Source organism: Emcibacter nanhaiensis (genome assembly GCF_006385175.1).
In the GTDB taxonomy this organism is placed as follows: Bacteria; Pseudomonadota; Alphaproteobacteria; order Sphingomonadales; family Emcibacteraceae; genus Emcibacter; species Emcibacter nanhaiensis.
The window spans coordinates 33,206-59,188 of record NZ_VFIY01000005.1 but is presented as its reverse complement, the minus strand read 5'-3'; the positions used below and the strand labels follow the sequence as shown (position 1 = coordinate 59,188).

At 56.7% G+C, this 25,983-nt stretch carries 25 protein-coding genes; 12 read left to right on the top strand and 13 right to left on the bottom strand.

All coding sequences use genetic code 11. From position 1 onward, the window contains the following. Nucleotides 1-176 precede the first annotated feature (176 nt). From mnmE to hemE, 7 genes are all read right to left on the bottom strand, one after another. A complete protein-coding gene (mnmE, locus tag FIV46_RS04240) occupies nt 177-1,523 on the bottom strand; it encodes a tRNA uridine-5-carboxymethylaminomethyl(34) synthesis GTPase MnmE (RefSeq protein WP_139938754.1) in 1,347 nt (448 codons plus the stop codon). Nucleotides 1,524-1,535: 12 nt separating this feature from the next. Beyond that, complete coding sequence (locus tag FIV46_RS04235; protein WP_139938752.1) at nt 1,536-1,784, bottom strand: DUF6489 family protein; 249 nt, start codon at nt 1,782-1,784, stop codon at nt 1,536-1,538. Between the two features lie 155 nt (nt 1,785-1,939). After that, nucleotides 1,940-3,403, bottom strand: coding sequence for a Na+/H+ antiporter NhaC (gene nhaC, locus FIV46_RS04230; protein ID WP_139938750.1), 1,464 nt, complete (start codon nt 3,401-3,403; stop codon nt 1,940-1,942). Nucleotides 3,404-3,548: 145 nt separating this feature from the next. Beyond that, a complete protein-coding gene (rho, locus tag FIV46_RS04225; RefSeq protein ID WP_139938748.1) occupies nt 3,549-4,805 on the bottom strand; it encodes a transcription termination factor Rho in 1,257 nt (418 codons plus the stop codon). A 231-nt stretch (nt 4,806-5,036) separates the two neighbouring features. Then, entirely contained in the window at nt 5,037-5,480 is a 444-nt protein-coding gene (gene hemJ, locus FIV46_RS04220; protein ID WP_139938746.1) for a protoporphyrinogen oxidase HemJ, read from the bottom strand. Nucleotides 5,481-5,497: 17 nt separating this feature from the next. Beyond that, complete coding sequence (gene hemH, locus FIV46_RS04215; protein WP_139938744.1) at nt 5,498-6,475, bottom strand: ferrochelatase; 978 nt, start codon at nt 6,473-6,475, stop codon at nt 5,498-5,500. After that, nucleotides 6,459-7,502 carry a uroporphyrinogen decarboxylase gene (gene hemE / locus FIV46_RS04210; protein ID WP_139938742.1) on the bottom strand — a complete coding sequence of 348 codons (1,044 nt, stop codon included), beginning with the start codon at nt 7,500-7,502 and terminating at the stop codon, nt 6,459-6,461. The genes hemH and hemE overlap by 17 nt, the downstream gene beginning before the upstream one ends. 436 nt (nt 7,503-7,938) lie before the next feature. On the opposite strand from hemE, the gene FIV46_RS04205 reads away from it, so the two are divergent. The 5 genes from FIV46_RS04205 to dnaQ are packed head-to-tail and all read left to right on the top strand — an operon-like array spanning nt 7,939 to nt 11,524. Further along, entirely contained in the window at nt 7,939-8,766 is an 828-nt protein-coding gene (locus FIV46_RS04205) for a pyruvate, water dikinase regulatory protein (RefSeq protein WP_139938740.1), read from the top strand. A gap of 3 nt (nt 8,767-8,769) precedes the next feature. Beyond that, nucleotides 8,770-9,363 (top strand): Maf family protein, encoded by a 594-nt coding sequence (locus tag FIV46_RS04200; RefSeq protein WP_139938738.1) that lies wholly within the window; start codon nt 8,770-8,772, stop codon nt 9,361-9,363. Continuing rightward, the gene (locus tag FIV46_RS04195; RefSeq protein WP_139938736.1) at nt 9,360-10,208 is read left to right on the top strand and encodes a shikimate dehydrogenase; all 849 of its coding nucleotides are present in this window, start codon (nt 9,360-9,362) and stop codon (nt 10,206-10,208) included. The genes FIV46_RS04200 and FIV46_RS04195 overlap by 4 nt, the downstream gene beginning before the upstream one ends. A 13-nt stretch (nt 10,209-10,221) precedes the next feature. Continuing rightward, on the top strand, nt 10,222-10,848 hold the full coding sequence (coaE, locus tag FIV46_RS04190) for a dephospho-CoA kinase (RefSeq protein WP_219845875.1): 627 nt from the start codon (nt 10,222-10,224) through the stop codon (nt 10,846-10,848). Beyond that, on the top strand, nt 10,841-11,524 hold the full coding sequence (dnaQ, locus tag FIV46_RS04185; RefSeq protein ID WP_139938734.1) for a DNA polymerase III subunit epsilon: 684 nt from the start codon (nt 10,841-10,843) through the stop codon (nt 11,522-11,524). Before coaE ends, dnaQ begins: the two co-directional genes overlap by 8 nt. A gap of 73 nt (nt 11,525-11,597) precedes the next feature. On the opposite strand, the gene secB is transcribed toward dnaQ, so the two are convergent. Beyond that, a complete protein-coding gene (gene secB, locus FIV46_RS04180) occupies nt 11,598-12,119 on the bottom strand; it encodes a protein-export chaperone SecB (protein ID WP_139938732.1) in 522 nt (173 codons plus the stop codon). A 108-nt stretch (nt 12,120-12,227) separates the two neighbouring features. Then, entirely contained in the window at nt 12,228-12,722 is a 495-nt protein-coding gene (locus FIV46_RS04175) for an FxsA family protein (RefSeq protein WP_139938730.1), read from the bottom strand. Between the two features lie 193 nt (nt 12,723-12,915). Between FIV46_RS04175 and FIV46_RS04170 the strand changes: the two genes are divergently transcribed. From FIV46_RS04170 to FIV46_RS04155, 4 genes are read left to right on the top strand one after another with little or no spacing between them, the layout of a single operon-like run. After that, nucleotides 12,916-13,614, top strand: a complete 699-nt coding sequence (locus FIV46_RS04170; protein WP_139938728.1) for a Tim44/TimA family putative adaptor protein — start codon at nt 12,916-12,918, stop codon at nt 13,612-13,614. Further along, the gene (gene mltA / locus FIV46_RS04165; protein WP_139938726.1) at nt 13,607-14,875 is read left to right on the top strand and encodes a murein transglycosylase A; all 1,269 of its coding nucleotides are present in this window, start codon (nt 13,607-13,609) and stop codon (nt 14,873-14,875) included. The genes FIV46_RS04170 and mltA overlap by 8 nt, the downstream gene beginning before the upstream one ends. Then, a complete protein-coding gene (locus FIV46_RS04160) occupies nt 14,853-15,416 on the top strand; it encodes a Smr/MutS family protein (RefSeq protein WP_139938724.1) in 564 nt (187 codons plus the stop codon). The genes mltA and FIV46_RS04160 overlap by 23 nt, the downstream gene beginning before the upstream one ends. Further along, on the top strand, nt 15,417-15,782 hold the full coding sequence (locus FIV46_RS04155) for a helix-turn-helix domain-containing protein (RefSeq protein WP_139938722.1): 366 nt from the start codon (nt 15,417-15,419) through the stop codon (nt 15,780-15,782). It begins immediately after the preceding gene. Between the two features lies 1 nt (nt 15,783). Here the strand turns inward: FIV46_RS04155 and FIV46_RS04150 are convergent, their stop codons facing one another. Genes FIV46_RS04150 through FIV46_RS04140 form a run of 3 tightly spaced genes read right to left on the bottom strand, consistent with a single transcriptional unit; the run spans nt 15,784 to nt 18,821 of the window. Continuing rightward, entirely contained in the window at nt 15,784-17,058 is a 1,275-nt protein-coding gene (locus tag FIV46_RS04150) for an HlyC/CorC family transporter (RefSeq protein ID WP_139938720.1), read from the bottom strand. Between the two features lie 28 nt (nt 17,059-17,086). Further along, on the bottom strand, nt 17,087-18,220 hold the full coding sequence (gene aroB, locus FIV46_RS04145) for a 3-dehydroquinate synthase (RefSeq protein ID WP_139938718.1): 1,134 nt from the start codon (nt 18,218-18,220) through the stop codon (nt 17,087-17,089). Beyond that, complete coding sequence (locus FIV46_RS04140) at nt 18,198-18,821, bottom strand: shikimate kinase (RefSeq protein ID WP_139938716.1); 624 nt, start codon at nt 18,819-18,821, stop codon at nt 18,198-18,200. The genes aroB and FIV46_RS04140 overlap by 23 nt, the downstream gene beginning before the upstream one ends. A gap of 363 nt (nt 18,822-19,184) precedes the next feature. Between FIV46_RS04140 and FIV46_RS04135 the strand changes: the two genes are divergently transcribed. From FIV46_RS04135 to FIV46_RS04125, 3 genes are all read left to right on the top strand, one after another. Then, on the top strand, nt 19,185-21,134 hold the full coding sequence (locus FIV46_RS04135) for a hypothetical protein (RefSeq protein ID WP_139938714.1): 1,950 nt from the start codon (nt 19,185-19,187) through the stop codon (nt 21,132-21,134). 16 nt (nt 21,135-21,150) lie between these two features. Next, nucleotides 21,151-22,062 carry a site-specific tyrosine recombinase XerD gene (locus FIV46_RS04130; RefSeq protein WP_139938712.1) on the top strand — a complete coding sequence of 304 codons (912 nt, stop codon included), beginning with the start codon at nt 21,151-21,153 and terminating at the stop codon, nt 22,060-22,062. A gap of 123 nt (nt 22,063-22,185) precedes the next feature. Next, nucleotides 22,186-23,136 (top strand): acetyl-CoA carboxylase carboxyltransferase subunit alpha, encoded by a 951-nt coding sequence (locus FIV46_RS04125; protein WP_181163103.1) that lies wholly within the window; start codon nt 22,186-22,188, stop codon nt 23,134-23,136. Nucleotides 23,137-23,206: 70 nt separating this feature from the next. Here FIV46_RS04125 and secA read toward each other — a convergent pair whose 3' ends face one another. Next, entirely contained in the window at nt 23,207-25,957 is a 2,751-nt protein-coding gene (gene secA, locus FIV46_RS04120) for a preprotein translocase subunit SecA (RefSeq protein ID WP_139938708.1), read from the bottom strand. Nucleotides 25,958-25,983 lie beyond the last annotated feature (26 nt).

Here is a 25,983-nt window from a genome sequence, read left to right as displayed (position 1 = left end):
GACTTTACTCAGTCACCCCCGTCATGTCAAAGAAGTTTATGGCTTTATCGACGGATTTCAAGACCCCGGTTTTCCGGGCATTATATCGGCTATGCAATGTTTCACGTGGAACATCACTGGTTAACAAATTGTTAACGATCCGAAAGTGTCTTTATTTCCTGCGCTTTATTAGAAAGCTATTTACCAATGCAAAATTCTGAGAAGACAACATCGAGAATATCTTCCACATCAACCGCGCCGGTAATCCGGCCCAGGGCCCGGGCGGCGAGCCGCAAATCTTCCGCCAGAAGCTCCAGTTCCCCGGTCCGGTTGGTCAGAAACCTTTCCAGATGATCCACTGAGTCTTTCAACGCCTGGCGATGGCGGGTCCGGGTCAGGCTCGGCGCCTCGGCCAGATCCATTTTACCAGCCACCGTCTGTTCGAGGCCCCGCATGAATTGATCTAGGCCCTCCCCGTTCTTCAGGGAAACGGGATAAATATTGCCGCCAGCCGCCTTGATCCGGCGCGCCAGCTCTTCCCGGTCCGGTACCAGATCCATCTTGTTGAGGATGATGATTGTCTCGTCGTCAATCATAGCGGAAGTCTCCGTTCCGATTTCCGGCCATGCCGATGCCTCGGTCATAACGATGCGCACATCCGCCTGTTCCGCCCGCGCCCGGGCCCGGCGCATGCCTTCCGCCTCAATCACATCACCGCTTTCGCGCAGGCCCGCCGTGTCAATGATGGTGACCGGAAAGCCCTGGATATCCAGATGCACTTCCAGCACATCCCGGGTGGTGCCTTCAATGTCAGAAACAATGGCCACCTCCCGGCGGGACAAATAATTCATCAGCGACGACTTGCCGATATTGGGCTGGCCCAGAATCACCACCTGCAGGCCATCGCGGATCCGTTCCCCCCGATGACCGTCCGCCAGATGATCCGTTATTTTCACGTGAAGTTTTTCGATGATCGGGCGCACCCGGGCGGTGACATCCTCCGGAATTTCCTCGTCGGCGAAATCTATATCCGCTTCCAGATAGGCCATGGCAGAGATGATTTCCCGGCGCCAGCCGTCATAAAGTTCCCCCAGCTGGCCGTCCATCTGGCGCAATGCCTGCCGCCGCTGGGCTTCGGTCTCCGCGTTCAACAGGTCAGCCAGTGCTTCGGTCGCTGTCAGGTCCATCTTGCCGTTGTCAAAGGCCCGGCGGGTAAATTCCCCGGGCTCGGCCGGCCGCACGCCGGTGAATTTGGACAGCGCCTCCAGTAAGCCGGCGACCACAGCGCGTCCGCCATGGATATGGAACTCGACCACATCTTCGCCGGTAAAGCTGTTTGGTGCGCTGAAATACAGGGCCAGACCATGATCCAGGCGCACCGAGGTTTCGGGATCGCGAAACCAGGTCAGTTTTGCTTCACGTGGAACAGGCCGTCGGGACAGACCGGACAGTTGCAGCAATACCTCGCCGGCTTTCTCACCGGAAAGACGAATGACAGCCACGCCGGCGCGTCCCTTGCCGCTGGAAAGTGCATAAATTGTCATGGTTTGTCTTGTTTACTTGTCGGATTTACCACCGGTATTCCAGAAAATATTCTGGAATGTCTCGAGCCCCTGGCCGGCCATATTCAGGCTCGGCGCCACCCACATCTGAAACATCTTGTCCATGTCTTCCGGAGACAGACCGCTTGTCATCTTGTCCTGCAATTCAGTCATGAACGCCTGCTGAATAGGTTCCAGGTCGGGCAAGCCGAGAAATTGCCGGGCTTCCTTGGGGGTGCAGTCAATATCAATGGTTACCTTCATGATCTATCTCTGAACAGGTGAAAAATCATTTCCGATCAACGAATAAAAGCCGCTAAAAGGTCTAACTCCTTCATATAAGCAGAGATTTCAAGGATTGCCAATATATTTTTATATATCTAAAAGATATATTTATTCGACCAGGACTGCCGTCTCGATCATTCCGCGGCCACCTCTTCCTCTTCCATCGGCGTGATTTTGAAATTTGTATAACCGTAAATCACTGAAATGATCGGGCTTAAAATATTGAAGAAACAATAAGGAGCATAAGCCAGTGTGGCGATTCCGAGAGTCGCCGACATAAAAGCCCCGCAGGTGTTCCAGGGCACGAGTACCGAGGTCACTGTCGCAGTATCCTCGAGCACACGACTGAGATTTTTGGCGGCCAGTTTGCGTCGCTCGAATTCAATCCGGTACATCCGCCCCGGCAATACAATGGCTATATACTGATCCATGGCGATCACATTGATGCCGAAACAGGTCAGTGCCGTTATTAAAATCAGCGATCCTGTACTCTTCGCCAGCCCAAGCAGGCCGACAACCAGTTTTTGCAGCATCCCCAAATGTTCCAGAATTGAGCCAAAGGTGATGGCACACATGATCAGCCAGATGGTGTTCAGCATATTGGCCATCCCGCCGCGGGACAAAAGACTGTCCATCTCTTCATTGCCGGTCTGGGAATTGTAGCCGTCGAACAAAGCGGTCCACACCCCTTTGAACATGGCTACTCCGCGCATCAACCCGTCGTCACCGACAAATTTAAGGATCGTCGCCTGCTGGAAAATCAACGCCATTATCCCGCCGAGGATGGCCCCGAACATCAGGGTAGGAAAGGCAGGATATTTTTTATAGGCCAGGTAAAAAACCACCACCATGGGAATAAACAGATGCGGGCCGATGGAGAAATTTTGATCCAGAATAAGAAGACGCCCTTCAACGGAAATATTGTTCTGAACCGGTTCCTGGGTCAGTCCGATCACCAGGAATAATATCAAGGCAAGGCTGATTGCCGGGCCCGTGGTCCACATCATATGCCTGATATGGGTGAACAGATCTGTACCGGTAATAGCCGGCGCCAGGTTTGTGGTGTCCGACAAAGGCGACATTTTATCGCCGAAATAAGCGCCGCTGATTACCGCCCCGGCGGTAATTTCCAGGGGCAGGCCAAGTCCTGAGGCAATCCCCATCAGGCCGATGCCAACCGTACTCGCCGTCGTCCAGCTGGAGCCGATACTCATTGAGGTGATGGCGCACAGGATGCAGGCGGTAAAGTAGAAGACTGACGGATTAATCACCTGAAGACCGTAGTAGATCATTGCCGGGACCGTGCCGGATAATATCCACGTTCCGATCAATGCGCCAACCATGAGCAGAATTAAAAGCGCCCCCACCGTATTCCCGATCCCGCGGGAGATAGCCTTCTCCATGGTCCGCCATTTGACGCCGTTTTTCCAGCCGACCAGCAAAGCGATGCCACCCGCCAGGATCAGGGCGATCTGGTTCGGGCCGTATGAAGATTCATCTTGATAAAGCAGGACCGATGTGGTCAGCAGGATAATCAGAAAGACTACCGGGATTATGGCATCCAGCAGACTTGGCTCACGGGCGGTTTCTTCCGTCAAATTTTATCCCCTAAGATATTTCTCATTGTTTGTTTTTTGAAAACTATAGGAAAGGCGGACGGAAAAGTATACGGATATTTGCCTCTTTAGCCGGAACAAAAAAAGCCCCCTGTCGAAGAGGGGGCTTTTGCAAAAGCTCAAGACTTTAATTGTTCATGCTTTCGAAGAATTCCTCATTGTTCTTGGTCTCTTTCAGCTTGCCAAGCAGGAATTCGATAGCATCCACGGATCCCATCGGCATAAGAATTCGACGCAGCACCCACATTTTTGACAGGGTTCCCTTGTCAAGCAGAAGCTCTTCCTTGCGGGTACCGGATTTGGTGATATCCATGGCCGGGAAAATACGCTTGTCGCTGACCTTGCGGTCAAGCACGATCTCGCTGTTGCCGGTGCCTTTGAATTCCTCGAAGATCACTTCGTCCATACGGCTGCCGGTTTCAATCAGGGAGGTGGCGATGATGCTGAGCGATCCGCCTTCCTCGATGTTACGGGCGGCACCGAAAAAGCGTTTGGGCCGCTGCAGGGCGTTGGCGTCAACACCACCGGTCAGCACCTTGCCTGAGCTCGGCACCACCGTGTTATAGGCGCGGGCCAGGCGGGTAATACTGTCGAGCAGAATCACCACGTCTTTTTTATGCTCCACCAGACGCTTCGCTTTTTCGATCACCATCTCTGCCACCTGGACGTGGCGGCTGGCCGGCTCGTCAAAGGTGGAGCTGATCACTTCGCCCTTAACCGAACGCTGCATGTCGGTAACCTCTTCCGGGCGCTCATCGATCAGCAGAACGATCAGGTATACCTCAGGATGGTTGGCGGTAATGGCATGGGCGATATTCTGCAGCAAAACGGTTTTACCGGTCCTGGGCGGCGCCACAATCAGGCTGCGCTGGCCCTTACCGATCGGCGCCACCAGGTCGATCACCCGGGAAGAAAGATCTGTCACGGTCGGATCTTCCATATCCAGCTTGAATTTTTCATCCGGATACAGCGGAGTCAGACTGTCGAAATTGATTTTATGACGGCTTTTTTCCGGGTCCTCGAAATTGATCTTGTCCACCTTGAGCAGGGCGAAATAGCGCTCGCCTTCTTTCGGCGCCCGGATCTGCCCTTCAACGCTGTCCCCTGTGCGCAGGGCAAAGCGGCGAATCTGGCTCGGGGAGACATAAATATCATCGGGACCCGGCAGGTAATTGGCTTCCGGAGAACGCAGAAACCCAAAGCCATCCTGCAGCACTTCAATCACACCGCCGCCGCTGATGGTTTCGCCTCTTTCAGCCATCGCCTTGAGGATGGCAAACATCATATCCTGTTTGCGCATGCTGCTGGCATTTTCAATTTCCAGCTCTTCGGCCATAGACAGAAGGTCTGCGGGTGCTTTTTTCTTAAGGTCTAGAAGATTCATGGTGATTTCCGGAAAGTTGGAATATTCAGAACGAATATAAGATTAGATTACCTGTAAATAACTATGGCGCTTCCCTGGCGGGCGCTTTCTACATTATGGAGAGATAAATTAGACAGATTTCCAATTGTTCTTTTTTTATTGGATCAGCACAGAATAACCTAAAAAAAAGAACAAGTGAAGGCGTTTTCTAGGGAACCCGGATCAGTTTGTCAAGGAAAGCCTCGGTTCTTGCTAGAACGGCCGCATAATCACCAGGAAAACGATCAGGATCATCAGTACCGTCGGTACTTCATTCATCTTGCGGTAAAAACCCTCGGTATGGCTGTTTTCATCACGCTCAAACTGTTTGCGCCAACGGGCGAGAAAACCGTGAAATCCGCTCATCAGCAGCACCAGGACAAATTTCAAGTGAAACCAGGGCTCGCTCCAGCGATCCATGCCGAAAGCCAGACCCAGGCCGAAAATCCAGGACGCCACCATGGCCGGATTGATGATGACCCGCATCAGCTTGCGCTCCATCACCTTGAACAGTTCCGAGGTTTCGGACCCTTTTTCCACCTGGCAGTGATAGACAAACAGCCGCGGCAGATAGAACATGCCGGCCATCCAGGAAATTACCGAGATAATATGAAGGGCGAGAAGCCATTCATAACTGTCCTGCAGAAAATCAATCATACTTTCCTCCCCGCTTTTTATCCTGCGGTTTTGATCACCAGTTCGGCCAAGCCATCGATAAAATCGGGCTGGCACTGCAGGGCCGGCACCCGGATATACTCCCTGACCCCGGCTTTTTCGGCAAACTCGCGATATTCAATATCCAGCTCCACCAGGGTTTCGGAATGCTCCGAGACAAAGGCCACCGGCACGATGATCAGGTTTTTGCCATCTTCGCCGGCCCGGTCAATCTCATCCTCGGTGCTCGGCCCGATCCATTCCAGGGGGCCGACCCGGCTCTGGTAACAGGTCACATACTCGAGCCCGGTGTCGCCGAGTTTTTCAATGATCGCAGCACAGGTTTCTTCCACCTGTTTCTGGTAGGGATCGCCGGCCTCAATGACTTTTTTCGGCAGGCCGTGGGCGGAAAACAGCAGCCGGTAATCTGACGGTGTGTCGATTTTATCCAAGGCTTCCCGGATCAGCGCCACATGGGCGTCGATGAATTTGGGATCGGTCGGATATTCCCGGATGATCCAGCTCGGCACTTCCAGCCCCGCCGCCTTTGCCTTTTTGGTCCAGTCGATCAGGGACGAGCCGGTGGTGGTCAGCGAATATTGCGGATAAAGCGGCAGCAAAATAATACGGTCCGGGCCAAAGGCCTTAACCTTTTCGACAGCTTCGTCGGAAAAGGGATGCCAGTAGCGCATGGCGATGAAACAGCCATAGTCGCCGGTGCCGGACTGGTTGAGCTTTTCCTCCAGCGCCCGGGCCTGGTCCTCGGTCTGTTCCAGTAGCGGCGACTTATTCCCGATTTCCCGGTAGATATCCCGGGCAAAGGGGGCGCGGCGGGTCGAAATCAGCTTGGCCAGGAACCAGCGCAACGGATTGGGCACGGAGATAATGGCCGGATCGTAAAACAGGTTATACAGGAACGGTTTTACCGCTTCCAGGCTGTCCGGTCCGCCGAGGTTGAACAGAACGACAGCGATTTTTTCTTTATTCGCTTCTGACATACTCTTTGATCATTTCTGAAACCAGCGCCACATGTTCCGGCGGGGTCTGCGGCACAATGCCGTGACCCAGGTTAAAAATAAACGGCCGCCCCGAAAGACTATCAAGAATATCCGTCACCGCCTGCTTCAGGGCTTCGCCACCGCTGACCAGCAGCAGGGGATCCAGATTGCCCTGCACCGGACACAGCATCTGGATATTATCCCGGGCCCAGTCTGCCGGCATGGAAGTGTCGATGCTGACAGCTGTCACCCCGGTCTCCCGCACATAGTCCGGATAGCGCGGTCCCGCCCCCCGCGGAAATCCGATGATCGGCATGTCCGGAAAACGGGCACGGATATTGTCGACAATCTTTTTCGTCGGCGCCATACACCATTTACGAAATTCGCCCATGGGCAGATTTCCGGCCCAGGTATCAAATATCTGCAGCACCTCGGCCCCCTGCTCCACCTGACGGATCAGATAGCGCGAGGTAGCTTCGACCAGAAGATCCATCAGCGCCTGGAAGGCCACCTCGTCCCGGTAGGCCCAGAGACGGGCTGCCGCCTGATCCGGAGAGCCCTTGCCGCCGACCATATAGGTGGCCACCGTCCAGGGCGCGCCGGCAAATCCGATCAACGCGGTGTGCGAGGGGATTTCCGTCGACAGGCGGGAAACCGTCTCATATACCGGGGCCAGTTTGTCATGCAGATGATCGAGGGAAAGCGCGTCAAGTTTCGCCACACTGTCGACCGGCTCCAGAACCGGTCCTTCGCCCTGTCGGAATTCCAGATGCTGGCCCAGGGCATGGGGAATGACCAGGATATCTGAAAACAGGATCGCCGCATCCATGTCGTAGCGCCGGAGCGGCTGCAAAGTGACTTCAACCGCAAAATCCGGATTGTAACAAAGGTCCAGGAACGACCCCGCTTCCTTCCTGACAGCCATATATTCGGGAAGGTAACGGCCGGCCTGGCGCATGAACCAGAAGGGCGGTCTGTCCGTCAGCTGACCTTTGAGTGTTTCAATAAATCTCTTGTTTTCCGTCATGAAGCTCGGCCTGAAGTTATGCACTGATAGAATTACTATTTATATTTATATAAATAAAAAGATGATGTTGTAGTGGATCCCTGTGGATAACAGGGATTAAATTTTATCCACAGATTTACTGACATAGCAGCCTGAAAGACAAAAAAACAGGAAATTTCGATCCTTTCTGAATAACTTTGTGAACAGCGGAAGATTCAAAGGTTCCGAAAAATGTGGATAATGTGGATAAGTCTCCCGCGGCCCTGGGGGAGAAAAAATTATTGGTGATTCCCACAGAGTTTCCTTTTATCTTATCCAGAGGGGGATTTTTCAGGGACGAAAAAAGAATAATGTGTGTAAAAACGGCATCTGTCCGGAAAAGTCCGGGTTATCCACATAATCCACAATTCAGCCTGATATCCGGGTTCGACCAGAAACAAAAATACGGAATTTTATAATGAAGCAAGTCACTTTCCATCTGGTTTCCGATGCCACCGGGGATACATTGGAACAGGTTGCCAAGGCCGCCCTGGCGCAGTTTCCTGATATTGAACCGATCAAGCATCACTGGCCGATGATCCGCACCACCCGGCACATGGAACGCATCATCCCGGAATTCAAGGAAAAACCGGGCCTGATCATGTTTACCCTGGTCAATCCGGAAATCGAGGAAGTCCTGGTGGGTGCCTGCAAAGAATATAACTGGCCCTATATTTCGGTGATGCAGGGCATTATCCGCGAACTGGGCATGCATCTTGGTGAAACCAGTATCGCCCGGCCGGGCCTGCAGCATGAGATGAATGAAGCCTATTACGACCGGATTGATGCTATTCATTACACTTTGGCCCATGATGACGGCCAGCTGACGGAAGGCCTCAGGGAAGCGGATATCATCCTGGTCGGCGTGTCCCGGACCTCGAAAACGCCGACCTGTATTTACCTGGCCAACCGCGGCATCAAGGCGGCCAACGTGCCGATCGTGCCCGGCTGTCCCATTCCCCGGGAACTGGAAGAAAACAAACATAAATTCGTGGTCGGCCTGGTCAACAGCGCCGACCGGCTGATCCAGATCCGCCGCAACCGGCTTTTGTCCCTGAAACAGGATCCGGAAACCACCTATGTGGACGAAGATGCGGTGCGGGAAGAGGTGAGAATGGCCCGGCGCCTGTTTTCCAAGCACGGCTGGCCGGTGATTGACGTCACCCGGCGCTCCATCGAGGAAACGGCGGTGGCGGTGATGAACCTGAAACAGAAATATGATGCCGAGAAAAAGGGAACTGTATAAGTCATGACCCTGGTCCTGGCGTCCAATAGTGCATCCCGGCAGAAAATCCTGACACATGCCGGCATCAACTTCCGGGCAGTCGGCGCGGATGTCGATGAAGACACCCTGAAAGAGAAATTACAGCAGGAAGGCTGTGACCATAAGGAAATTGCCGAGCAGCTGGCGCTGGCCAAGGCCAGGGACGTTTCCCGCGACTTTCCGGAAGATCATGTGATTGGTGGCGATCAATTATTGGTCTGTGACGGCCGTCTGTTCAGCAAGGCCCGCAACCTGGAGGAAGCGCGGGACAACCTGAAATTTTTCCGCGGGAAAACCCACCAGCTGATCACCAGCCTTGTTATCTTCCGGGGGAATGAGGAAGTCTGGCGCATCACGACCATCCCGGAACTGACCATGCGGAATTTTTCCGATGAGTTTCTCGACGACTATCTGGACCGCAGCGGACCTGACGTCCTGAGTTCGGTCGGCTGCTATTTTTATGAAGGCCTCGGAGCGCAGCTTTTTTCCCATATAGAGGGGGATTATTTTTCAATTCTCGGCCTTCCTCTGATACAACTGATGAAGGAACTGCGGCAACTGGGATATCTGAACACATGAAGCTGACGGGAAAAGCAAAAATAGCGGGGGTGATGGGCCACCCGGTGGGCCACAGCCTGTCGCCGCGCCTGCATGGTTTCTGGCTGGATCTCTATAAAGTGGACGGTGCCTATGTTCCCTTTGAGGTCAAACCGGAGGATCTGGCAGACTGTCTGCGCGCCCTGCCCAAGCTGGGGATCCGGGGCTGTAACCTGACCGTGCCGCATAAGGAGACGGCGATGGAGATCGTTGACGGGATTGATGATCACGCCCGGCGGATCGGGGCGGTCAATACCATCGTGGTCGGGGAGGATGGCAGACTGTCTGCGCGCAACACGGACGGGCTCGGGTTTCTGGAAAATATTCTGGTGAATGCGGAGGGCTGGCAACCGACCAAGGGACCGGCGGTGATCGTTGGCGCTGGTGGTGCGGCCCGGGCATTGATTGTCGCCCTGCTGGATGCGGGGGTGCCGGAAATCCGGCTGGTGAACCGGACCAAAGAGCGGGCGGAAAGTCTGGCCCGGGAACTTGCCCCGCACCAGGTTACCGTGATTGACTGGGACCGGCGCAGCGCGTGCCTGGAAGAGGTCACTCTGCTGGTCAACAGCACGACCCAGGGCATGAAGGGCCAGCCGCCGCTGGATCTCAACCTCGACCGGCTGCCGGCATCGGCGGTGGTCAATGATATTGTCTACAATCCGCTGATCACACCGCTTCTGGCAGAGGCCCGGGACCGGGGCAATCAGATCGTCGACGGTCTCGGCATGTTGCTCTATCAGGCGGTGCCCGGGTTCGAGGCCTGGTTCGGCGTGACCCCGGAAGTAACGGAAGAGTTGCGCCAGCGGGTGCTGGCCGGACTGGTATGAGTACGGTACAAGAATGAAAAAAGCCTGGCACAAGGGATCCGTGATTATTGTCGGTCTGACCGGGTCGATCGGCATGGGCAAGTCGGAAACGGCACGCATGTTCCGGGCCGCGGGCATCCCGGTATTTGATTCCGACGCCGAGGTCCACCGGCTGATGGGGCCGGGCGGCAAAGCCGTGCCGCTGGTGGAACAGGAATTTCCCGGGGTTGCCGGCGAACAGGGGATTGACCGCAAGGAACTGGGGCGGCGGGTGTTTGGCGATGACGCGGCATTGAAAAAACTGGAGAGCATTCTCCATCCCATGATCGCCCGGGAACGCAATCTGTTCGTTCGCCACATGAGGCTGCAGGGCCACCGGATTGTCGTGGTGGATGTGCCGCTGCTGTTTGAGACCGGCGGCGATCGTGCTGTGGATTATACGGTGGTGGTGTCGGCGCCGGCCCTGATCCAGAAAAGCCGGGTCATGGCGCGGCCGGGCATGACGGAAGAAAGGTTACGGGCTATACTGGAAAAACAGATGCCGGATGTGGAAAAACGCCGCCGGGCCGACTTTGTGGTCCAGTCGGGACTTGGCAAACGCCATGCGAGGAACCAGGTCAACAGGATCATCCGCATTCTTGAGGAGGAAGCCAATGCTTGAAATCGTTTTCGATACGGAAACCACGGGGTTTGATCCCTTCAACGGGGATCGCCTGGTGGAGATCGGCTGTGTTGAGGTGCAGGATTTCATGCCCACTGGCCGGGTCTTTCATAAATATATCAATCCGGAGCGGGACATGCCGTCCTCGGCGGAAGCGATCCACGGCCTGTCAGCGGAGTTTCTGAAAGACCATCCGGTCTTTGCCGAGGTTGCTGAGGAATTTGTCGACTTTGTCGGTGATGCCAAGCTGGTGGCCCATAATGCCGAATTTGACATGAAATTCATCAACTGGGAACTTGAAAACCTGGGATTCAAGCCTTTCGCCATGAGCCGGGCGGTGGATACCCTGGCCATCGCGCGGCGTAAATTTCCCGGGTCGCCCAATACCCTGGATGCGCTCTGTAAAAGATTCAGTGTGGACAATTCCGGCAGGATCAAACACGGGGCGTTGCTTGATGCGGAGCTTCTGGCCGAAGTTTACCTGGAACTGATGGGCGGCCGGCAGACCGGCTTTTCCCTGGCGGCGGAACCGGCGCCGGCAGAATCTGAAGCTGCGGTAAAATCAGAACGCAAATTCAGGGCGCCCCGGCCCCATGCGGCAAGCGAGGAAGAACTGGCCCGGCACCGGGAATTTCTCGATCAGATCTCGGAACCGCTGTGGCTGGCCGGCGAGTAACGCTTTTTAGTTTCCGGCCCCAATAAAAAAGCCCTCTCTTGAGAGGGCTTTTCATTTTGCAAAATACTTTTGCTTAGTTGACGGTAATGTCGTCCTGGGGCGCTTCGGCCTGTGCCTTGGCCTGCTGGACTTGCTGGGCGTAAAGGCCGGCAAAGTCGATCGGCTCCAGCATCAGCGGCGGGAACCCACCGTCACGGGTGGCGTCGGCCACGATCCGGCGGGCAAACGGAAACAGCATCCGCGGCGCTTCAATCATCAGGAACGGCTGCAGGGCTTCCTGCGGTACGTTTTTGGCACCGAACAGGCCGGAATAAACCAGCTCAACCACAAAGGCGGTGTCTTCACCGGCTTTGGCCGTGCTGTTGATTTTCAGGTCAACTTCGTAAACTTCCTCACCCAGCTGGCGGGCATTGAGGTTTACATTGATGTCCATGGTCGGCTTTTCATTGGCCAGCTTCTGCAGAGTCTGGGCCGGGGTCGGATTTTCAAAGGACAGGTCTTTGATATACTGACCCAGAATTCCAACCTGAATCCCTTCAGGATTTTTCGTCTCGGCAGCCTGCTCGGCCGGTTTGGTTTCATTTTCTTCTGACATATTTTATTCCCAGTTAAATAGTCTTAACCCCGTTAAAGGAGTCTGGCTAACATGGTTTGCCTGCCAGCACAAGGTCAACCTGTCTGCAGGCGGTAAAAATAGTTGTTTTTATGCTTTGTGGTCGGGATTATCCCGGTCATCTTCCAGCTGGGACGGGCTTTCATCCTCCTGGCGGTATTCGCCATCAATGACGGGGCCCTGTCCTGCACCGGGTCCGGCCCGCGGTCCGCGGCCGTGGCCGTAATAGTGAACCTCGATATTTTTGACAATCGCCCGCCCGAGGAAATTGCGCACCGGCGTGATGGCCAGCAGGACGGCGATGCTGTCGGTGATGAATCCCGGCAGCAGGAAGAAGAGACCGGCAATGAGCAGGAAAAAGCCGTGAAATATTTCCTCGATCGGGCTTTCGCCATTCTGAAGGTTGCGATGCATCCGCTGCATGACCTCGAACCCCTGCAGGCGGATCAGGTAGACGCCGAGAACGGCCGTCAGGATCGTGGCAAGGAACGCGTTAAAGCCGCCGACGGCTTCTCCCACTTCCATGAAAACCAGGAATTCCAGATAGGGAACCAGCAAAATCAGGATGAGGATAAGAAGAGGCATATAATATTTCCATGTCTGGGAACCGGCGGGAGAGTGGCAAATGATCCTTAAAAGATTTTTTAATCCTGTATTCAAATAATATCCGGTTCGTCCTATATATAGGACAACATATATGTAATAATTCCCTTTCGCCAAGGGGAAAGCGGCATATTACCGATCATTCCGTTAACAGGGTACCTGACAGAGAAAAAGTATGGACAGCGGATCTGACAATATTGAACTGATTATCCTGGCCGTGATCGCGGCATTTATCATTTTCCAGTTGCGCAAGGTGTTGGGCAGCCGCACAGGCTATGACGGATCCGACGAAGAGGATAACGGCACATTCGAACGACGCCAGGAAAAAGAAGACAATGTTGTTCCCATTCGCCGGGATCAGGCGCATGCTGAAGATATCGAGAGCCAGAACAAAGCACCGTCCCTCGGGGTAAAGGAAGACTCCCCCTTTTATGGTGTTCTCAGCCAGATCCAGAATATCGACCGCAGTTTCACAGTGGACACGTTTCTCGATGGGGCTGAATATGCCTACGGGATGGTCCTGGAAGCTTTCTGGACCGGAAACAAAAAAGACCTGCGCAACATGCTCAACAAGGACGTCTTTGGCCAGTTTGAAAAAGTCATCGACGACATGCAGGCGGACAAGCATCATTTTGAAAACAAATTGATGGATGTGGAACGCATTGACTTGGAGGATGTCAGCCTCACCGGGTCCATGGCGGAAATCACCGTCAAATATACAAGTCACATGGTTCTTTGTACCAAGGACGAGGAAAACCGGATTATGTCCGGCGATGTGACCGGCCCGGTCCGGGTCACCGACATCTGGACCTTCTGCCGGGATGTAAAAAGTTCCGATCCCAACTGGACTTTGGTAGCGACCAGAAATGGCTAAAGGAGTCCTGCCGCCCGGCTTTTTTCTCGGGACAGGCTTTGGTCTGGCGGTCGGTCTTGCCGTCTTTCTCCTTTTCAGCGACAGATCTGTCGAAGTGCCTGAACCGGATATCAAACCGGTACGGGACTATTCAGTGCTGCCGGTCTCCGACCTGCCGGGCTGGTCCGGGGACGATTTGTCGCCGGCGGTAAAGGCGCTGCAAAAAACCTGCGAAAAATGGTCCAGCCTGCCGGCCGACTATATCGTGTCGTCCGACCCGGTCCGCATGACGGTGGAAGACTGGATCGGCCCCTGCGAGGAATTGCAGGACGCGGCGGAAATGGACAGCCGGACTTTTCTGGAAAGCCGGTTCCAGGCGGTCAAGCTGACGGACAAGGCGGACGAGAGCGGCGAGGCGCCGGAAAAAGGACTTTTTACCGGCTATTTCGCCCCGGAATATGAAGGATCGCTGACCCGGTCCGAAGACTATAATGTTCCCCTCTATACGGTGCCCGATGATCTGCAGGTGCTGGATCTGGGCGATTTTGATCCCGGCCTTCGCGGCAAGGTAATCCGGGGCGAGGTCCGCGACGGGCAGTTCGTCCCCTATAAAACCCGGCGGGAGATCGAAAGCGGCACCCTTGAAGGAAGAGGGCTGGAACTGGTGTGGCTCAAGCATTCCGAAGACGCCTTTTTCCTGCATATCCAGGGCTCCGGCATCATCCGGCTGGAAAACGGCGACCGGCTTTGGGTCGGGTATGCCGGCAAGAACGGCCGGCCGTACCGGGCGGTGGGACGGTTCCTGATTGAGGAAGGGGAAATCAGCCGCGAACATATGTCCATGCAGGCGATCCGGAAATGGATGGCGGACAATCCGGAACGGGCCCGGGACCTGATGTGGCGCAATCCGTCCTATATTTTCTTCCGGCACCTGGAGATGGAAGGGCCGGTGGGATCGCTGGGGGTGACCCTGACTCCGGGGCGTTCGCTCGCGGTTGATCCGGAAAAGGTGCCGCTCGGCATCCCGGTATGGCTGGATATCAAACCCGAAGAGGACGCGTCCGGCCAGACCGCCCTGCAGCGGCTGATGGTGGCGCAGGATACCGGCGGCGCCATTCGCGGCCGGGTCCGGGGCGACATCTACTGGGGTATTGGCGATGATGCCGGCCGGATTGCCGGACGCATGAAGGAAACCGGCACCTATTATCTGTTGTTGCCCAGACCGGTGGTGACAAGGATGACGCAAAAAGGAGCGGAAGATGGCCAGGCGACCGCTGACTGAGGATGAGAAAAAGCTCTGGTCGATCGTAACCCGCGATGTCAAGGCGATGAATAACGGGCTGGTTACAAAAGACACCGCGCTTGATATGGCTCCCGTCCGCAAAAAGGCCAGGGGAACCGCCCGGGCGTCCCATCCGCCGGGACGGACTGCCCCGCAGGGGCGGGAAATCTCGCCGCCCCTGACCATCGATCATAACTGGCAGCAGAAACTGCGCCGCGGCCGGGTGCCGGTGGAAGGCAAGATCGACCTCCACGGCATGACCCAGGAGCGGGCCTACCGGGCGCTGAGCAATTATATCCAACGCGCCAGGTCGTCCGGCAAACGGGTGATTCTGGTTGTGACCGGCAAGGGCGGGCCGAAAAAGGACCTGTCTTCCCTGTCGCTTCGGGAATTTGAAAGCCGCCGCGGCATCCTTCGCGACCAGGTCCCCAACTGGCTGTCCTCTGGCGAGCTGCGCCAATCTGTAGTATCTTTCTTTTCCGCAAACCGGGAGCATGGAGGAGAGGGAGCCCTCTATGTCATTCTGAAAAAGGAAGGATAGATGACGCCGTTTGGCCGGAAAGTCCGGGAGCTGAGAAAAACAAGAAAAATCAGCCAAAAGCAGATGGCCAAGGACCTTGGGGTCAGCGCCGCCTATCTGTCAGCTCTGGAACACGGCCATCGCGGGCGTCCGTCCTGGGCGCTGGTGCAGCAGATCATCACCTACTTCGATCTGATCTGGGACAATGCCGAGGATCTGGAGGAACTTGCCCGCCTCTCCCATCCGAAAATGTCCATCGATACCGCCGGCCTGAGCCCGGAAGCCACCAAACTGGTCAACATGCTGTCCCGCAATATCCACCGGCTGTCGATCGACGAAATCAATCAGATCCTCAGGTTTCTCGAGAAGAAAGGCGATCTTTCCTGAGTTACTCTTCCGCTTGTGCCGGCTGGATACGGATCGAGGTGATCTGGTTGCGCCGGCGGCGGAGAATTTCAAAAGTGAAGCCGTTGATGGTGAACTTTTGTCCCGGCAGTGGAATCGCCTGGGCCATGTCGATGATATAGCCGGCGATGGTGATCGCTTCCTCATCGGACAGTTTCCAGTTGAATTGCCGGTTGAGGTCGCGGATCGGCGTCGTGCCCTCGACAATAATGGAGCCGTTCTTCAGTTCCCGGATGCCGGTCTGGTGGGTGTCATATTCGTCGGTGATTTCGCCGACGATCTCTTCCAGGATATCTTCCAGGGTGGTGATCCCCATCAGGGCGCCATATTCATCCACCACCAGGGCGAAATGAAGTTTGCGGTCGAGAAAGGCAGCCAGCTGTTCCTGCAGGCTTGTGGTTTCCGGCACGAACCAGGGTTTTTGGGTGATTTCCTCCAGGGTAATCTGATCCAGATGGCCGTTCCGGGCCTTCATGGCGCGAAGCAAATCCTTGGCATGGATCACGCCGATAATATTGTCGGGATCTTCCCGCCAGATCGGCAGACGGGTGTAGGGGCTTTTCACCACCTGCCCGAGGATTTCCTCCATGCTGTCGTCCGCGTTGATCATCTCCACATTCTTGCGGTGGACCATGACATCTTCCAGCTGGATGCTTTCCAGGTCGAGGATGCTGGCCAGCATATCCTTGTGTTCCTTGACCAGGCCGCCTTCTTCTGCCTGCAGGGAAATGGCGCCGCGGATCTCGTCATGGGGGGACAGGACCTTCTGCTGGTCGGTAATGTCGATGCCGAACAGTTTCAGGGTGGCGCGGACCACAATCTGCACGGTGCGGACCACCGGAGAGAAAATAAAGACGATTGCCCGGATCAGCGGTGCGACCGTCAGAGCCATCTTGTCCGGATTGGAAATGGCGTAGGTCTTGGGCAGCACTTCGGCAAAGACCAGTACCAGCACAGTCATGGCTATGGTGGCATAGACCACGCCTACATCGCCGAAAAACTGGATAAACAGGGAGGTGGCGAGGGCCGAGGCCAGGATGTTGACCAGGTTATTGCCGAGCAGGATCGCCCCGATCAGGCTTTCCGCATCGCCGATCAGGCGCTCAACCAGCGTCGCCCGCTTGTTGCCTTCCCGTGCCAGCTTGTGCATGTTGGAGGCGGACGCGGCTGTCAGGCTCGTCTCCGAGCCGGAAAAAAATCCCGACAACAGGACAAGAAACAGGATGGCTAGGGCTGTCAAAATCAATTCTGTTTCCATGGCGATCTCATTTGCCCGCACATATGGGTCAGTAAATACTCAATTCAAGGACTTCCCTGACTTGCTGGGGATTCACGTCCTGGGTGATGAAGGCCTTGCCGATGCCGCGGGCCAGGATGAAGGTCAGCTTGCCGTCGGCAACTTTTTTATCCTGGGCCATATGTTTCATCAGGTCTTCGGCGGTCATTTTCACTTTACAGACCGGATGGTCAAAGCCGGTCAGGCGCGCCAGCAGCCGAACCTCGGTCAAATGGGCGGAAACCCGGTTGGCGTCTTCTGCCGGACAAAGGCCCATTTTCACTGACAGATCAAAGGCCATGGCCATGCCGACCGCGACGGCTTCGCCATGAAAGATGGAATCACTATAGCCGCATTCGGCTTCAACGGCATGGCCGAAAGTATGACCCAGGTTGAGCAGCGCCCGCCGGCCGGTTTCCTTTTCATCCTCTGCCACGACCCGGGCCTTGGCCGCACAACTGGTTTTGATGGCATATATCTGTTTTTCCCGGTCGCCGGCAATCAGGTCGCGGCCGTTGCGTTCCAGCCACAGGAAAAACTCCCGGTCATCGATCAGGCCGTATTTTACCACTTCCGCATAGCCCGCCAGCACTTGGCGCGGCTCCAGGGTGTCAAGGGTGGTGACGTCGGTCAATACCAGGCGCGGCTGGTGGAAACTGCCCACCAGGTTCTTGCCGTGGGCGGTGTTGATGCCGGTCTTGCCGCCGACCGAACTGTCGACCTGGGACAGCAGGGTGGTCGGGATCTGGATGAAATCCATGCCCCGGCGCAGGATGCTGGCGGCAAAGCCGGTCAGGTCGCCGATCACCCCGCCGCCAAAGGCGATGATCATATCCTTGCGTTCCAGCTTTTTATCCAGCAGCTCTTCACAGAGTTTTTCCAGCCGGGCAAAGCTTTTGCTGCTTTCGCCGGCCGGCAGGACAATGGTGTCGAACCCGATCCCGCCGTCGCGCAGGGATTTTTCCAGGCGGGGCAACTGATGGCGGGCGACATTTTCATCGGTGACGATCATGGTGCGCGGCCGATGCAGCACAGGTCTGATATAGTCCGCGGCCCGGTCCAGGAGGCCGGTGCCGATCACGATATCATAGCTCCTCTCCCCCAGGTCGACCCTGAGAGTTTCAACGGGATGCGGGTTGTTCATTCCGGGTGCCTTTGTTTTTAATTCGTTCTTCTGCCAGATAATGGTTCAGCTTGCGGATAATATTGTTGACGACTTCCTCATGGGCGCCGGCGCCGCTTTCCACGCAGATATCCGCTTCCGCATAGACCGGGTATCTTTTCGCCGCCAGATCCCGGAGAATTTGTCGCGGGTCGCCCTGTTTCAGCAGCGGCCGGGTATCCCGGCGCGATGTGCGTTCCACCAGAAGTTCCACATCGGCCCTGAGCCAGACGGTGATGGCTTTATCCTTCAGGGTGCGGCGGGTGTCCGCGTCCATGAAGGCGCCGCCACCGGTGCCCAGCACAATATGCGGACCGGTAATCAGCCGGTTGATCACCTTGCGTTCGCCGTCGCGAAAATCCTGCTCGCCGTATTTTTCAAAAATCTCGCTGACGCTGTGGCCGGCGGCTACTTCGATTTCCGCATCGGAATCCATAAAGGGGATCCCCAGCCGGCGCGCCAGGCGCATGCCGACCGTGGTTTTCCCGGCGCCCATCAATCCGACCAGGGCGATGCTCCTTGTCAGGGGGTATCTCAGTCTGGGAACGGGCTTTTTTCTGGTTTTTTTTCTGAATCTCTTCATTCTGGATTTTTCTTAGCATGGCTTTGACCCTCTGGGAAGCGGCAGATTGGCCAGTCATTAAATAAACATAATCTTCTTGCAGCTTTACGCCTTGGAATTGGGTCGCTAAGATGACTTCCCAGGCGGGAAGAATGAAAAGCGTCCCGAAAGTGACTTAAACGGTGGGGTAAAAACAAACCGATGGGTAAATTCTGGTTAATTCTTATTATGTTGTTGATTTTCCTGATTGGCGGCGGCGCCGGTTATCTGATGACGACGGATATTCCCGCGCCGACGGAACATACGGAAAAAACCCTCCCTGACGATATGTTTCCCAAATAAAATCTCCGCAAGAAAAACCGATAAAAAGCTGGACGAATAGCTATGGCGAGGAAATTTCTGCTTAAAACCCTTCTGGCGGGGCTGGTGTATGCCGGTTTTCTCCAGTTTGTTCAGGCTCAGCCCGTGGCGCAGGATCGCCCTGATCCCCAGGCAACCGGGGAAGAGGTCCCGGCGGAGTCTTCCGATGGCACCACAGACGATTTCCTGCCGGCCGACGAGCCGCCGAAATCAATCCTGTTTCCTGACAGCGAACCAGGCCCCTATTTCCCGGCCCAGTCCCCGGATGCAAATGGGCTGCCGGTGCCGCTCGATGCGGGAAGCCGGACCGGTGGTGCGGAAGTGATCACCTCCGACGTGCCGGGCCTGGACGGGGAAGTGGAAGTTGCGGAACTGGGCGAGGAAGACCCGGCGTCCTTCGGGCTGATCACGGAACGCAATGGCGGATTTCGCCGCAGCATGTGGATCGGCAGCAGCCGGGAAAAAGTCATCCTGATGATGTCCGCCCTGCCCGCCTCGGCAAAATCGCCGGTGATGCATGAGCTGGTTGATCGCCTGCTGTTGTCTGCCGCCCAGGTGCCGGCGGGTGATGGCACGGGGGGAGCGGGATCATCTTATCTGGATGCCCGTATCGCGGCCATTCGCGGCACCGGTGACCTGAAAAACCTGTCGTCCTTTTTCCAGATCCTGCCGGAAGGCACGCTGGCCCCCAGCCGGGATACCTCCGACATCCTGCTGCTGGCCGGCGATCTGTCTGCCGCCTGTCGCATGACCCGTCGGGCCATTGACGATATCAGCCAGTCCGCGGAACGAACCTACTGGCTGAAAATGCTGGCCTATTGCCGGGCCCTGGAAGGAAATGCCGACGGTGCCGGTCTGGCGCTGGAGCTGTTGCAGGAAAATGGCAATACCGATTATGGCTTTGTGGACCTGATCAACAAGCTACTGGCCGGAGGCGATACGGCAGCTGATGTTATGCCCTATGGCTATGGCAGCCTTGATCCGCTGACCTACAGCCTGCTCAGCACCCTGGGGCAGGCGGCCTCGCCCGAGCTTCTGGCCCAGTCTTCGCCGCTGGTGCTTTATGCGGTGGCCGGCAATGCCAATCTGGCCAGAGATATCCGGCTGGAAGCGGCGTCCCGGGCCTGGGACCAGGGCTGGTTCCCGGTCAAAACCCTGCGGGCGATCTACAACCTGCAGGAGTTTGCCGCCTCCGAACTGGACAGCGCCGAAACCCTGGCGACTGTGGATGAAACGGCCCTGGCTGATGTCCTGCTCTATCAGGCGGCGGCGGTGGCGGAAGACCCGCAGAAAAAAGCGGAACTGCTCAAGACCATCTGGGCGCGGGCGCTGGAGAAAAATGACCTTGCCCGGGTCGCGCGCCTCAATGCAGCGACGGTCAGCACCCTGCAACCCTCGGCCGAACTGGTGCAGCATACCCATCATATCGTCCGCGCCCTGCTTCTTGCGGGCAACAGGGACAAGGCGCTGGCCTGGTATCAGTTTATCCGCGGCGAGGCCTTTGCCGGTAATGCCGACGCCACCAAGGCGCTGGTGGATATCTGGCCGCTGCTGCTGGTGACAGAGGCCGACGGCACCATTCCCTGGTCCATGGATATTCTGGACCTGTGGTGGAACGGCCAGATGATCCTGAGCCGGGCCGAACGCGACGACAAGGCGGCGCTGTTCTACAGCCTGGTGGAAGCCCTCGACCGGCAGGTGCCGGAAGAAATGTGGCAGCAGGTCGGGCCCGGCGGCCTGGAAACGGATATCTACAGCATGCAGCCGGCGGTCTGGCGCAGCCTGGTGCAGGCAGCCCGGGATGGCCGCCTCGGCGAGACGGTGCTGCTGTCGCTGGTGGGGCTTGGGCCTCACGGGCCGGCGGCGCTGGACGGGACCGGTCTCAGTGCCGTGATCCGGGCGTTGAGATCCTATGGCCTGGAGGCGGAAGCCCGGGCCGTGGCGCTGGAAGCGCTGGCCTCGCGCGGGTTCTGAACCTGGCAATGTTCGAATGACAGAACAGCGACTGATCAGCAGTTTTCTGGAAATGCTGGCCACCGAGCGGGCCGCTTCGCAGAATACGCTGCAGTCCTACAGCCGCGACCTGCAACAGTTTCTGGAAAACATCCCTGCTGTCTCCCTGCTGGAGATCGGCAGCGGCGAGCTCAGGGACTATTTTATCCGGCTGGAAAAACAGGGCCTGGCGGCCAGCACCGCGGCGCGGAAATTGTCCTGTCTCCGGCAGTTTTTCAAATTTCTGCACGGCGAAGGGTTGCGGCCCGATAACCCGGCCCTCAACCTGGAAACGCCGCGCCTCGGCCGGCCCTTGCCCAAACTCTTGTCGGAACAGGAAGTGGACCGGCTGCTGGAGACGGCCAGGGAAAAAGCCGCGAAGGGCGATCTCAAATCGCTCAGGCTCCGTTCCCTGGTGGAACTGCTTTATGCCACCGGGCTCAGGGTCAGTGAACTGGTCGGGTTGCCGCTGGCGGCGCTCAGAAGCGGTCAGCCCTATCTTTATGTCACAGGCAAGGGCGGCAAGGAGCGACTGGTGCCGCTGTCGCCCCGGGCCCAGGCGGCCTGCGCCGACTATATTGATGCCATGACGTCACAGGATGAAAATTTCAGGAAAAACAAATGGTTATTCCCGTCGCGAGGCAGCGGGGGGCACCTGACCCGGCACCGCTTTGCCCAGTTGCTCAAGGAACTGGGGGCCGAGGCAGGTCTGCTGCCGTCCCGGCTCAGCCCTCATGTCGTGCGCCATGCCTTTGCCACCCATCTGCTGGCCAACGGCGCCGATCTCCGGGCGGTGCAGAAAATGCTCGGCCATTCCGACATCAGCACCACCCAGATCTATACCCATGTGCTGGAAGAACGCATGCGCAGCTTGGTGCAGCAGAAACATCCCCTGGCGCGAAAGGATTGAGATGCCCCCCGGTTAATTGGCAATACCACCGGCTAGATACAGCCATTTTACCGTTTATTTTTCCGCCGACGGAGGGTATAAGGGCCTTCACTTGAAAATCTGTAGGAATAAATTCTGTCCATGCTGACTTATCTGGATTTTGAAAAACCCATTGCGGAACTGGAAAGCCAGATCCGGGATATGAAGAACCTTGAGAGCGGGGATGAGCTGAATATCTCCGAGGAAGTGACGCGTCTGGAGACCAAACTGGACAAGTTGCTCCGGGATACCTACAGCAAACTCAGCCCCTGGCAGAAAATCAAGGTGGCCCGTCATCCGAACCGGCCCCATTTCCCTGATTATATTTCCGCCATGGTGACCGATTTCATGCCGCTGGCCGGGGACCGGAATTTTGCCGATGATGCGGCGATTACCGGCGGGATCGGCCGGTTCAAGGGGGAGTCTGTCATGGTGATCGGCCATGAAAAGGGTAATGACACCCAGAGTCGCATCAAACATAACTTCGGCATGGCCAAGCCGGAAGGCTACCGCAAGGCGATCCGCCTGTTCAAAATGGCGGAACAGTTTGACATTCCGGTCATTACCCTGGTGGATACCTCCGGCGCCTATCCCGGGGTCGGGGCCGAGGAGCGCGGCCAGGCGGAAGCCATCGCCCGGTCAACCGAGGCCTGCCTGTCCCTGAAAGTACCGCTGGTCAGCGTCATTGTCGGTGAAGGCGGTTCCGGCGGCGCGGTGGCGCTGGCGGCCGGTAACCGGATCCTGATGATGGAACATGCGGTCTACAGCGTGATCAGCCCCGAAGGCTGCGCCTCGATCCTGTGGCGCACCTCTGACAAGGCGGAAGATGCGGCCACGGCGCTCAAGATCACCGCCCAGGACCTGCTGAAACTGAAAGTGATCGACGAAATTATTCCCGAACCGGTCGGCGGCGCCCACCGGGATCACGGCAAAACCATGCAGGCGCTCGGCAAAAGCATCGACCAGGCTCTGACCGACCTGTCGGCCCTGTCCGCGGACAAGCTGCGCGAACTGCGCCGGGAAAAATTCCTCAACATGGGCAATGTGGGTCTCTAGTCCCTGGTTTAAGATTAAAAAAAAGCGCTGAAGTTTTTTTTCAGCGCTTTTTTGTGTCTGGACTATTTTACTAGATCGTCCCGTGGCAATGCTTGTATTTCTTGCCCGACCCACAGGGACAGGGATCGTTGCGGCCAACTTTCGGGACAATTTTTCCGTGGCAGTTTTTATATTTCTCGCCTGAACCGCAGGGGCAGGGGGAATTGCGCGGTACGCTGCCCCAGGTCTTGGGGTCGCGGGGGTTGATGCCGCCGCTGTAGGCGTCATTTTCGCCGGTGGTGGCGTCGATATGGCTGGTCTGCAGCGCCTCCAGTTCCGGATCCTCGAGTTCCGGCATGGGCTCTTCCCGGTGGATCTGGATATGGGACATGAGGGTCACCACATTCTCCCGGGTCCGCGACAGCATGTCGCCGAACATGGAAAAGGCTTCGGTCTTATATTCGTTGAGCGGGTCGCGCTGGCCGTAGGCGCGCAGCTGGATCACCTGGCGCAAATGGTCGAGCTGGGCCAGATGTTCTTTCCAGTGGCTGTCGATGCTCTGCAGCAGGATCTGTTTTTCCACCTGTTTCATGATGTCCGGGCCGATCTCCTGGGCCCGGTCCTCCATGAATTTATTGGTGGCCTCAACTAAATGATCCTCAAAGGCCACGGCATCAATGCCTTCTTCCTTGATCCACTCTTCCGCACCGAAATCGCGGCCGAACAGCCGCTGCAGTTCGACGCCGAGGCCCTTCATATCCCATTCCTCGGGATAGGCCCGGGCCGGCACATGGGCGGCGACCAGCTCCTCGATGGTTTCATGGCGCATATCTTCCACGGTGTCGCTGACGTCCTCGGCGCTCATCACTTCCAGGCGCTGCTCGTAAATGGCCTTGCGCTGGTCATTCATGACATCGTCGTATTTCAGCAGGTTTTTGCGGATGTCATAGTTGCGGGCTTCCACCTTCTGCTGGGCTTTCTCAATGGCCCGGTTGATCCAGGGGTGGACGATGGCCTCGCCTTCTTCAAGGCCGAATTTCTGCATCAGGCTGTCCATGCGCTCGCCGCCGAAGATGCGCATCAGGTCGTCTTCCATGCTGAGGAAAAAGCGGGACTGGCCCGGGTCGCCCTGACGACCGGAACGGCCGCGCAGCTGGTTGTCGATGCGGCGGCTTTCATGCCGTTCGGTGCCGACCACACAGAGGCCGCCGGCTTGCTTGACGATTTCCTTGTCGCGCTCGATTTCTGCCTTGATCGTCTCGATCGCTTTGGCGCGGGCGCCCTCGTCAATATCGGTGACTTCCTGTTCGATGCGCATTTCCAGGTTGCCGCCGAGCTGGATGTCGGTTCCGCGGCCGGCCATGTTGGTGGCGATGGTCACGGCGCCTGGACGGCCGGCCTGGGCGACAATGTAGGCTTCCTGCTCGTGGAACTTGGCGTTCAGCACGTTATGCTTGATCTTGCGCTTTTTCAGCATGTCGGCCAGATATTCCGATTTTTCGATACTGACCGTACCGACCAGCACCGGCTGGTTGCGTTTCTGGCAATCCTCAATCACATCGATGATGGCGTTATATTTCTCGGCGGCGGTGCGGTAAACCTCGTCGTCCTCGTCCTTACGGGCGACCGGGACATGGGTCGGCATTTCCACCACGGCCAAGCCGTAAATGTCGGCGAATTCATCGGCTTCGGTGGCGGCGGTGCCGGTCATGCCGGCCAGTTTCTCATAGAGCCGGAAGTAATTCTGGAACGTCACTGAGGCCAGGGTCTGGTTCTCGGTCTTGATCTCGACCCCTTCCTTGGCTTCCAGGGCCTGGTGCAGGCCGTCGGAATAGCGCCGGCCTTCCATCATGCGGCCGGTGAATTCGTCAATGATCACCACCTGGCCGTCCTTGACGATATAGTCCTTTTCCGCCTGGAACAGCTTGTGGGCCTTGAGCGCCTGGTTGACATGATGAACCACAGCGACATTGCCGAAATCATACATGCCGCCCTCGATCAGGCCGGCCTCCTGGAGGATCTGCTCCAGATGCTCCATGCCTTCCTCGGTCAGGCTGATATTGTTGGATTTCTCGTCGACTTCATAGTCTTCTTCAACGAGGCTCGGGATCAGCTTGTCGATCGCCACGTAAAGCTCGGACTTGTCTTCGGTCGGGCCGGAAATGATCAGCGGGGTCCGGGCCTCGTCCACCAGGATACTGTCCACTTCGTCGACGATGGCATAGACCGGCGCGCGCTGGACCATGGCGTCCGGGTGAAATTTCATATTGTCGCGCAGGTAATCGAAGCCAAGCTCGTTGTTGGTGGCATAGGTAATGTCAGCCTGATAGGCCTGCTTGCGGGACATCTCATCCAGGTTGGGAACGATACAGCCGACCGTCAGGCCGAGGAATTCATAAACCTTGCCCATCCACTGGCTGTCGCGCTGGGCCAGATAATCGTTAACGGTGACCACATGGACGCCTTTGCCGGGCAGGGCATTGAGATAGGCGGCGAGCGTTGCCACCAGGGTTTTACCTTCCCCGGTTTTCATTTCGGTGATCTTGCCTTCGTGCAGGACGATCCCGCCCATCAGCTGCACGTCATAATGCCTGAGGCCAAGGGAGCGTTTGGCCGCTTCGCGGACCACGGCGAAGGCTTCCGCCAGCAGGCTGTCGAGGGATGCGCCGTCGTCGAGGCGGGCGCGGAACTCGGCGGTCTTGGCCTTGAGTTCTTCGTCGCTGAGCGCGCTGAGGCCTTCCTCGAGGGCGTTGATGGCCTCGATACGCGGCTTCAGACTTTTGATGAAACGATCATTGGAAGAACCGAAAATTTTCCTGGCAACTTTGCCCATTCCCAACATGGTTTAATTCCTCGTGGCCCCTGCGG

Bases quoted from the DNA above. Each gene is read 5' to 3' on its own strand.
- FIV46_RS04130 (WP_139938712.1), top strand. From the start codon at position 21,151: ATGACAGAACAGCGACTGATCAGCAGTTTTCTGGAAATGCTGGCCACC.
- hemH (WP_139938744.1), bottom strand. From the start codon at position 6,475: ATGTCAGAAGCGAATAAAGAAAAAATCGCTGTCGTTCTGTTCAACCTC.
- FIV46_RS04150 (WP_139938720.1), bottom strand. From the start codon at position 17,058: ATGGAAACAGAATTGATTTTGACAGCCCTAGCCATCCTGTTTCTTGTC.
- hemJ (WP_139938746.1), bottom strand. From the start codon at position 5,480: ATGATTGATTTTCTGCAGGACAGTTATGAATGGCTTCTCGCCCTTCAT.
- FIV46_RS04170 (WP_139938728.1), top strand. From the start codon at position 12,916: ATGGACAGCGGATCTGACAATATTGAACTGATTATCCTGGCCGTGATC.
- secB (WP_139938732.1), bottom strand. From the start codon at position 12,119: ATGTCAGAAGAAAATGAAACCAAACCGGCCGAGCAGGCTGCCGAGACG.
- FIV46_RS04195 (WP_139938736.1), top strand. From the start codon at position 9,360: ATGAAGCTGACGGGAAAAGCAAAAATAGCGGGGGTGATGGGCCACCCG.
- mnmE (WP_139938754.1), bottom strand. From the start codon at position 1,523: ATGACAATTTATGCACTTTCCAGCGGCAAGGGACGCGCCGGCGTGGCT.
- aroB (WP_139938718.1), bottom strand. From the start codon at position 18,220: ATGAACAACCCGCATCCCGTTGAAACTCTCAGGGTCGACCTGGGGGAG.
- FIV46_RS04140 (WP_139938716.1), bottom strand. From the start codon at position 18,821: ATGAAGAGATTCAGAAAAAAAACCAGAAAAAAGCCCGTTCCCAGACTG.
- mltA (WP_139938726.1), top strand. From the start codon at position 13,607: ATGGCTAAAGGAGTCCTGCCGCCCGGCTTTTTTCTCGGGACAGGCTTT.
- FIV46_RS04160 (WP_139938724.1), top strand. From the start codon at position 14,853: ATGGCCAGGCGACCGCTGACTGAGGATGAGAAAAAGCTCTGGTCGATC.
- dnaQ (WP_139938734.1), top strand. From the start codon at position 10,841: ATGCTTGAAATCGTTTTCGATACGGAAACCACGGGGTTTGATCCCTTC.
- secA (WP_139938708.1), bottom strand. From the start codon at position 25,957: ATGTTGGGAATGGGCAAAGTTGCCAGGAAAATTTTCGGTTCTTCCAAT.
- FIV46_RS04200 (WP_139938738.1), top strand. From the start codon at position 8,770: ATGACCCTGGTCCTGGCGTCCAATAGTGCATCCCGGCAGAAAATCCTG.
- FIV46_RS04205 (WP_139938740.1), top strand. From the start codon at position 7,939: ATGAAGCAAGTCACTTTCCATCTGGTTTCCGATGCCACCGGGGATACA.
- FIV46_RS04155 (WP_139938722.1), top strand. From the start codon at position 15,417: ATGACGCCGTTTGGCCGGAAAGTCCGGGAGCTGAGAAAAACAAGAAAA.
- FIV46_RS04135 (WP_139938714.1), top strand. From the start codon at position 19,185: ATGGCGAGGAAATTTCTGCTTAAAACCCTTCTGGCGGGGCTGGTGTAT.
- rho (WP_139938748.1), bottom strand. From the start codon at position 4,805: ATGAATCTTCTAGACCTTAAGAAAAAAGCACCCGCAGACCTTCTGTCT.
- hemE (WP_139938742.1), bottom strand. From the start codon at position 7,502: ATGACGGAAAACAAGAGATTTATTGAAACACTCAAAGGTCAGCTGACG.
- FIV46_RS04235 (WP_139938752.1), bottom strand. From the start codon at position 1,784: ATGAAGGTAACCATTGATATTGACTGCACCCCCAAGGAAGCCCGGCAA.
- FIV46_RS04175 (WP_139938730.1), bottom strand. From the start codon at position 12,722: ATGCCTCTTCTTATCCTCATCCTGATTTTGCTGGTTCCCTATCTGGAA.
- coaE (WP_219845875.1), top strand. From the start codon at position 10,222: ATGAAAAAAGCCTGGCACAAGGGATCCGTGATTATTGTCGGTCTGACC.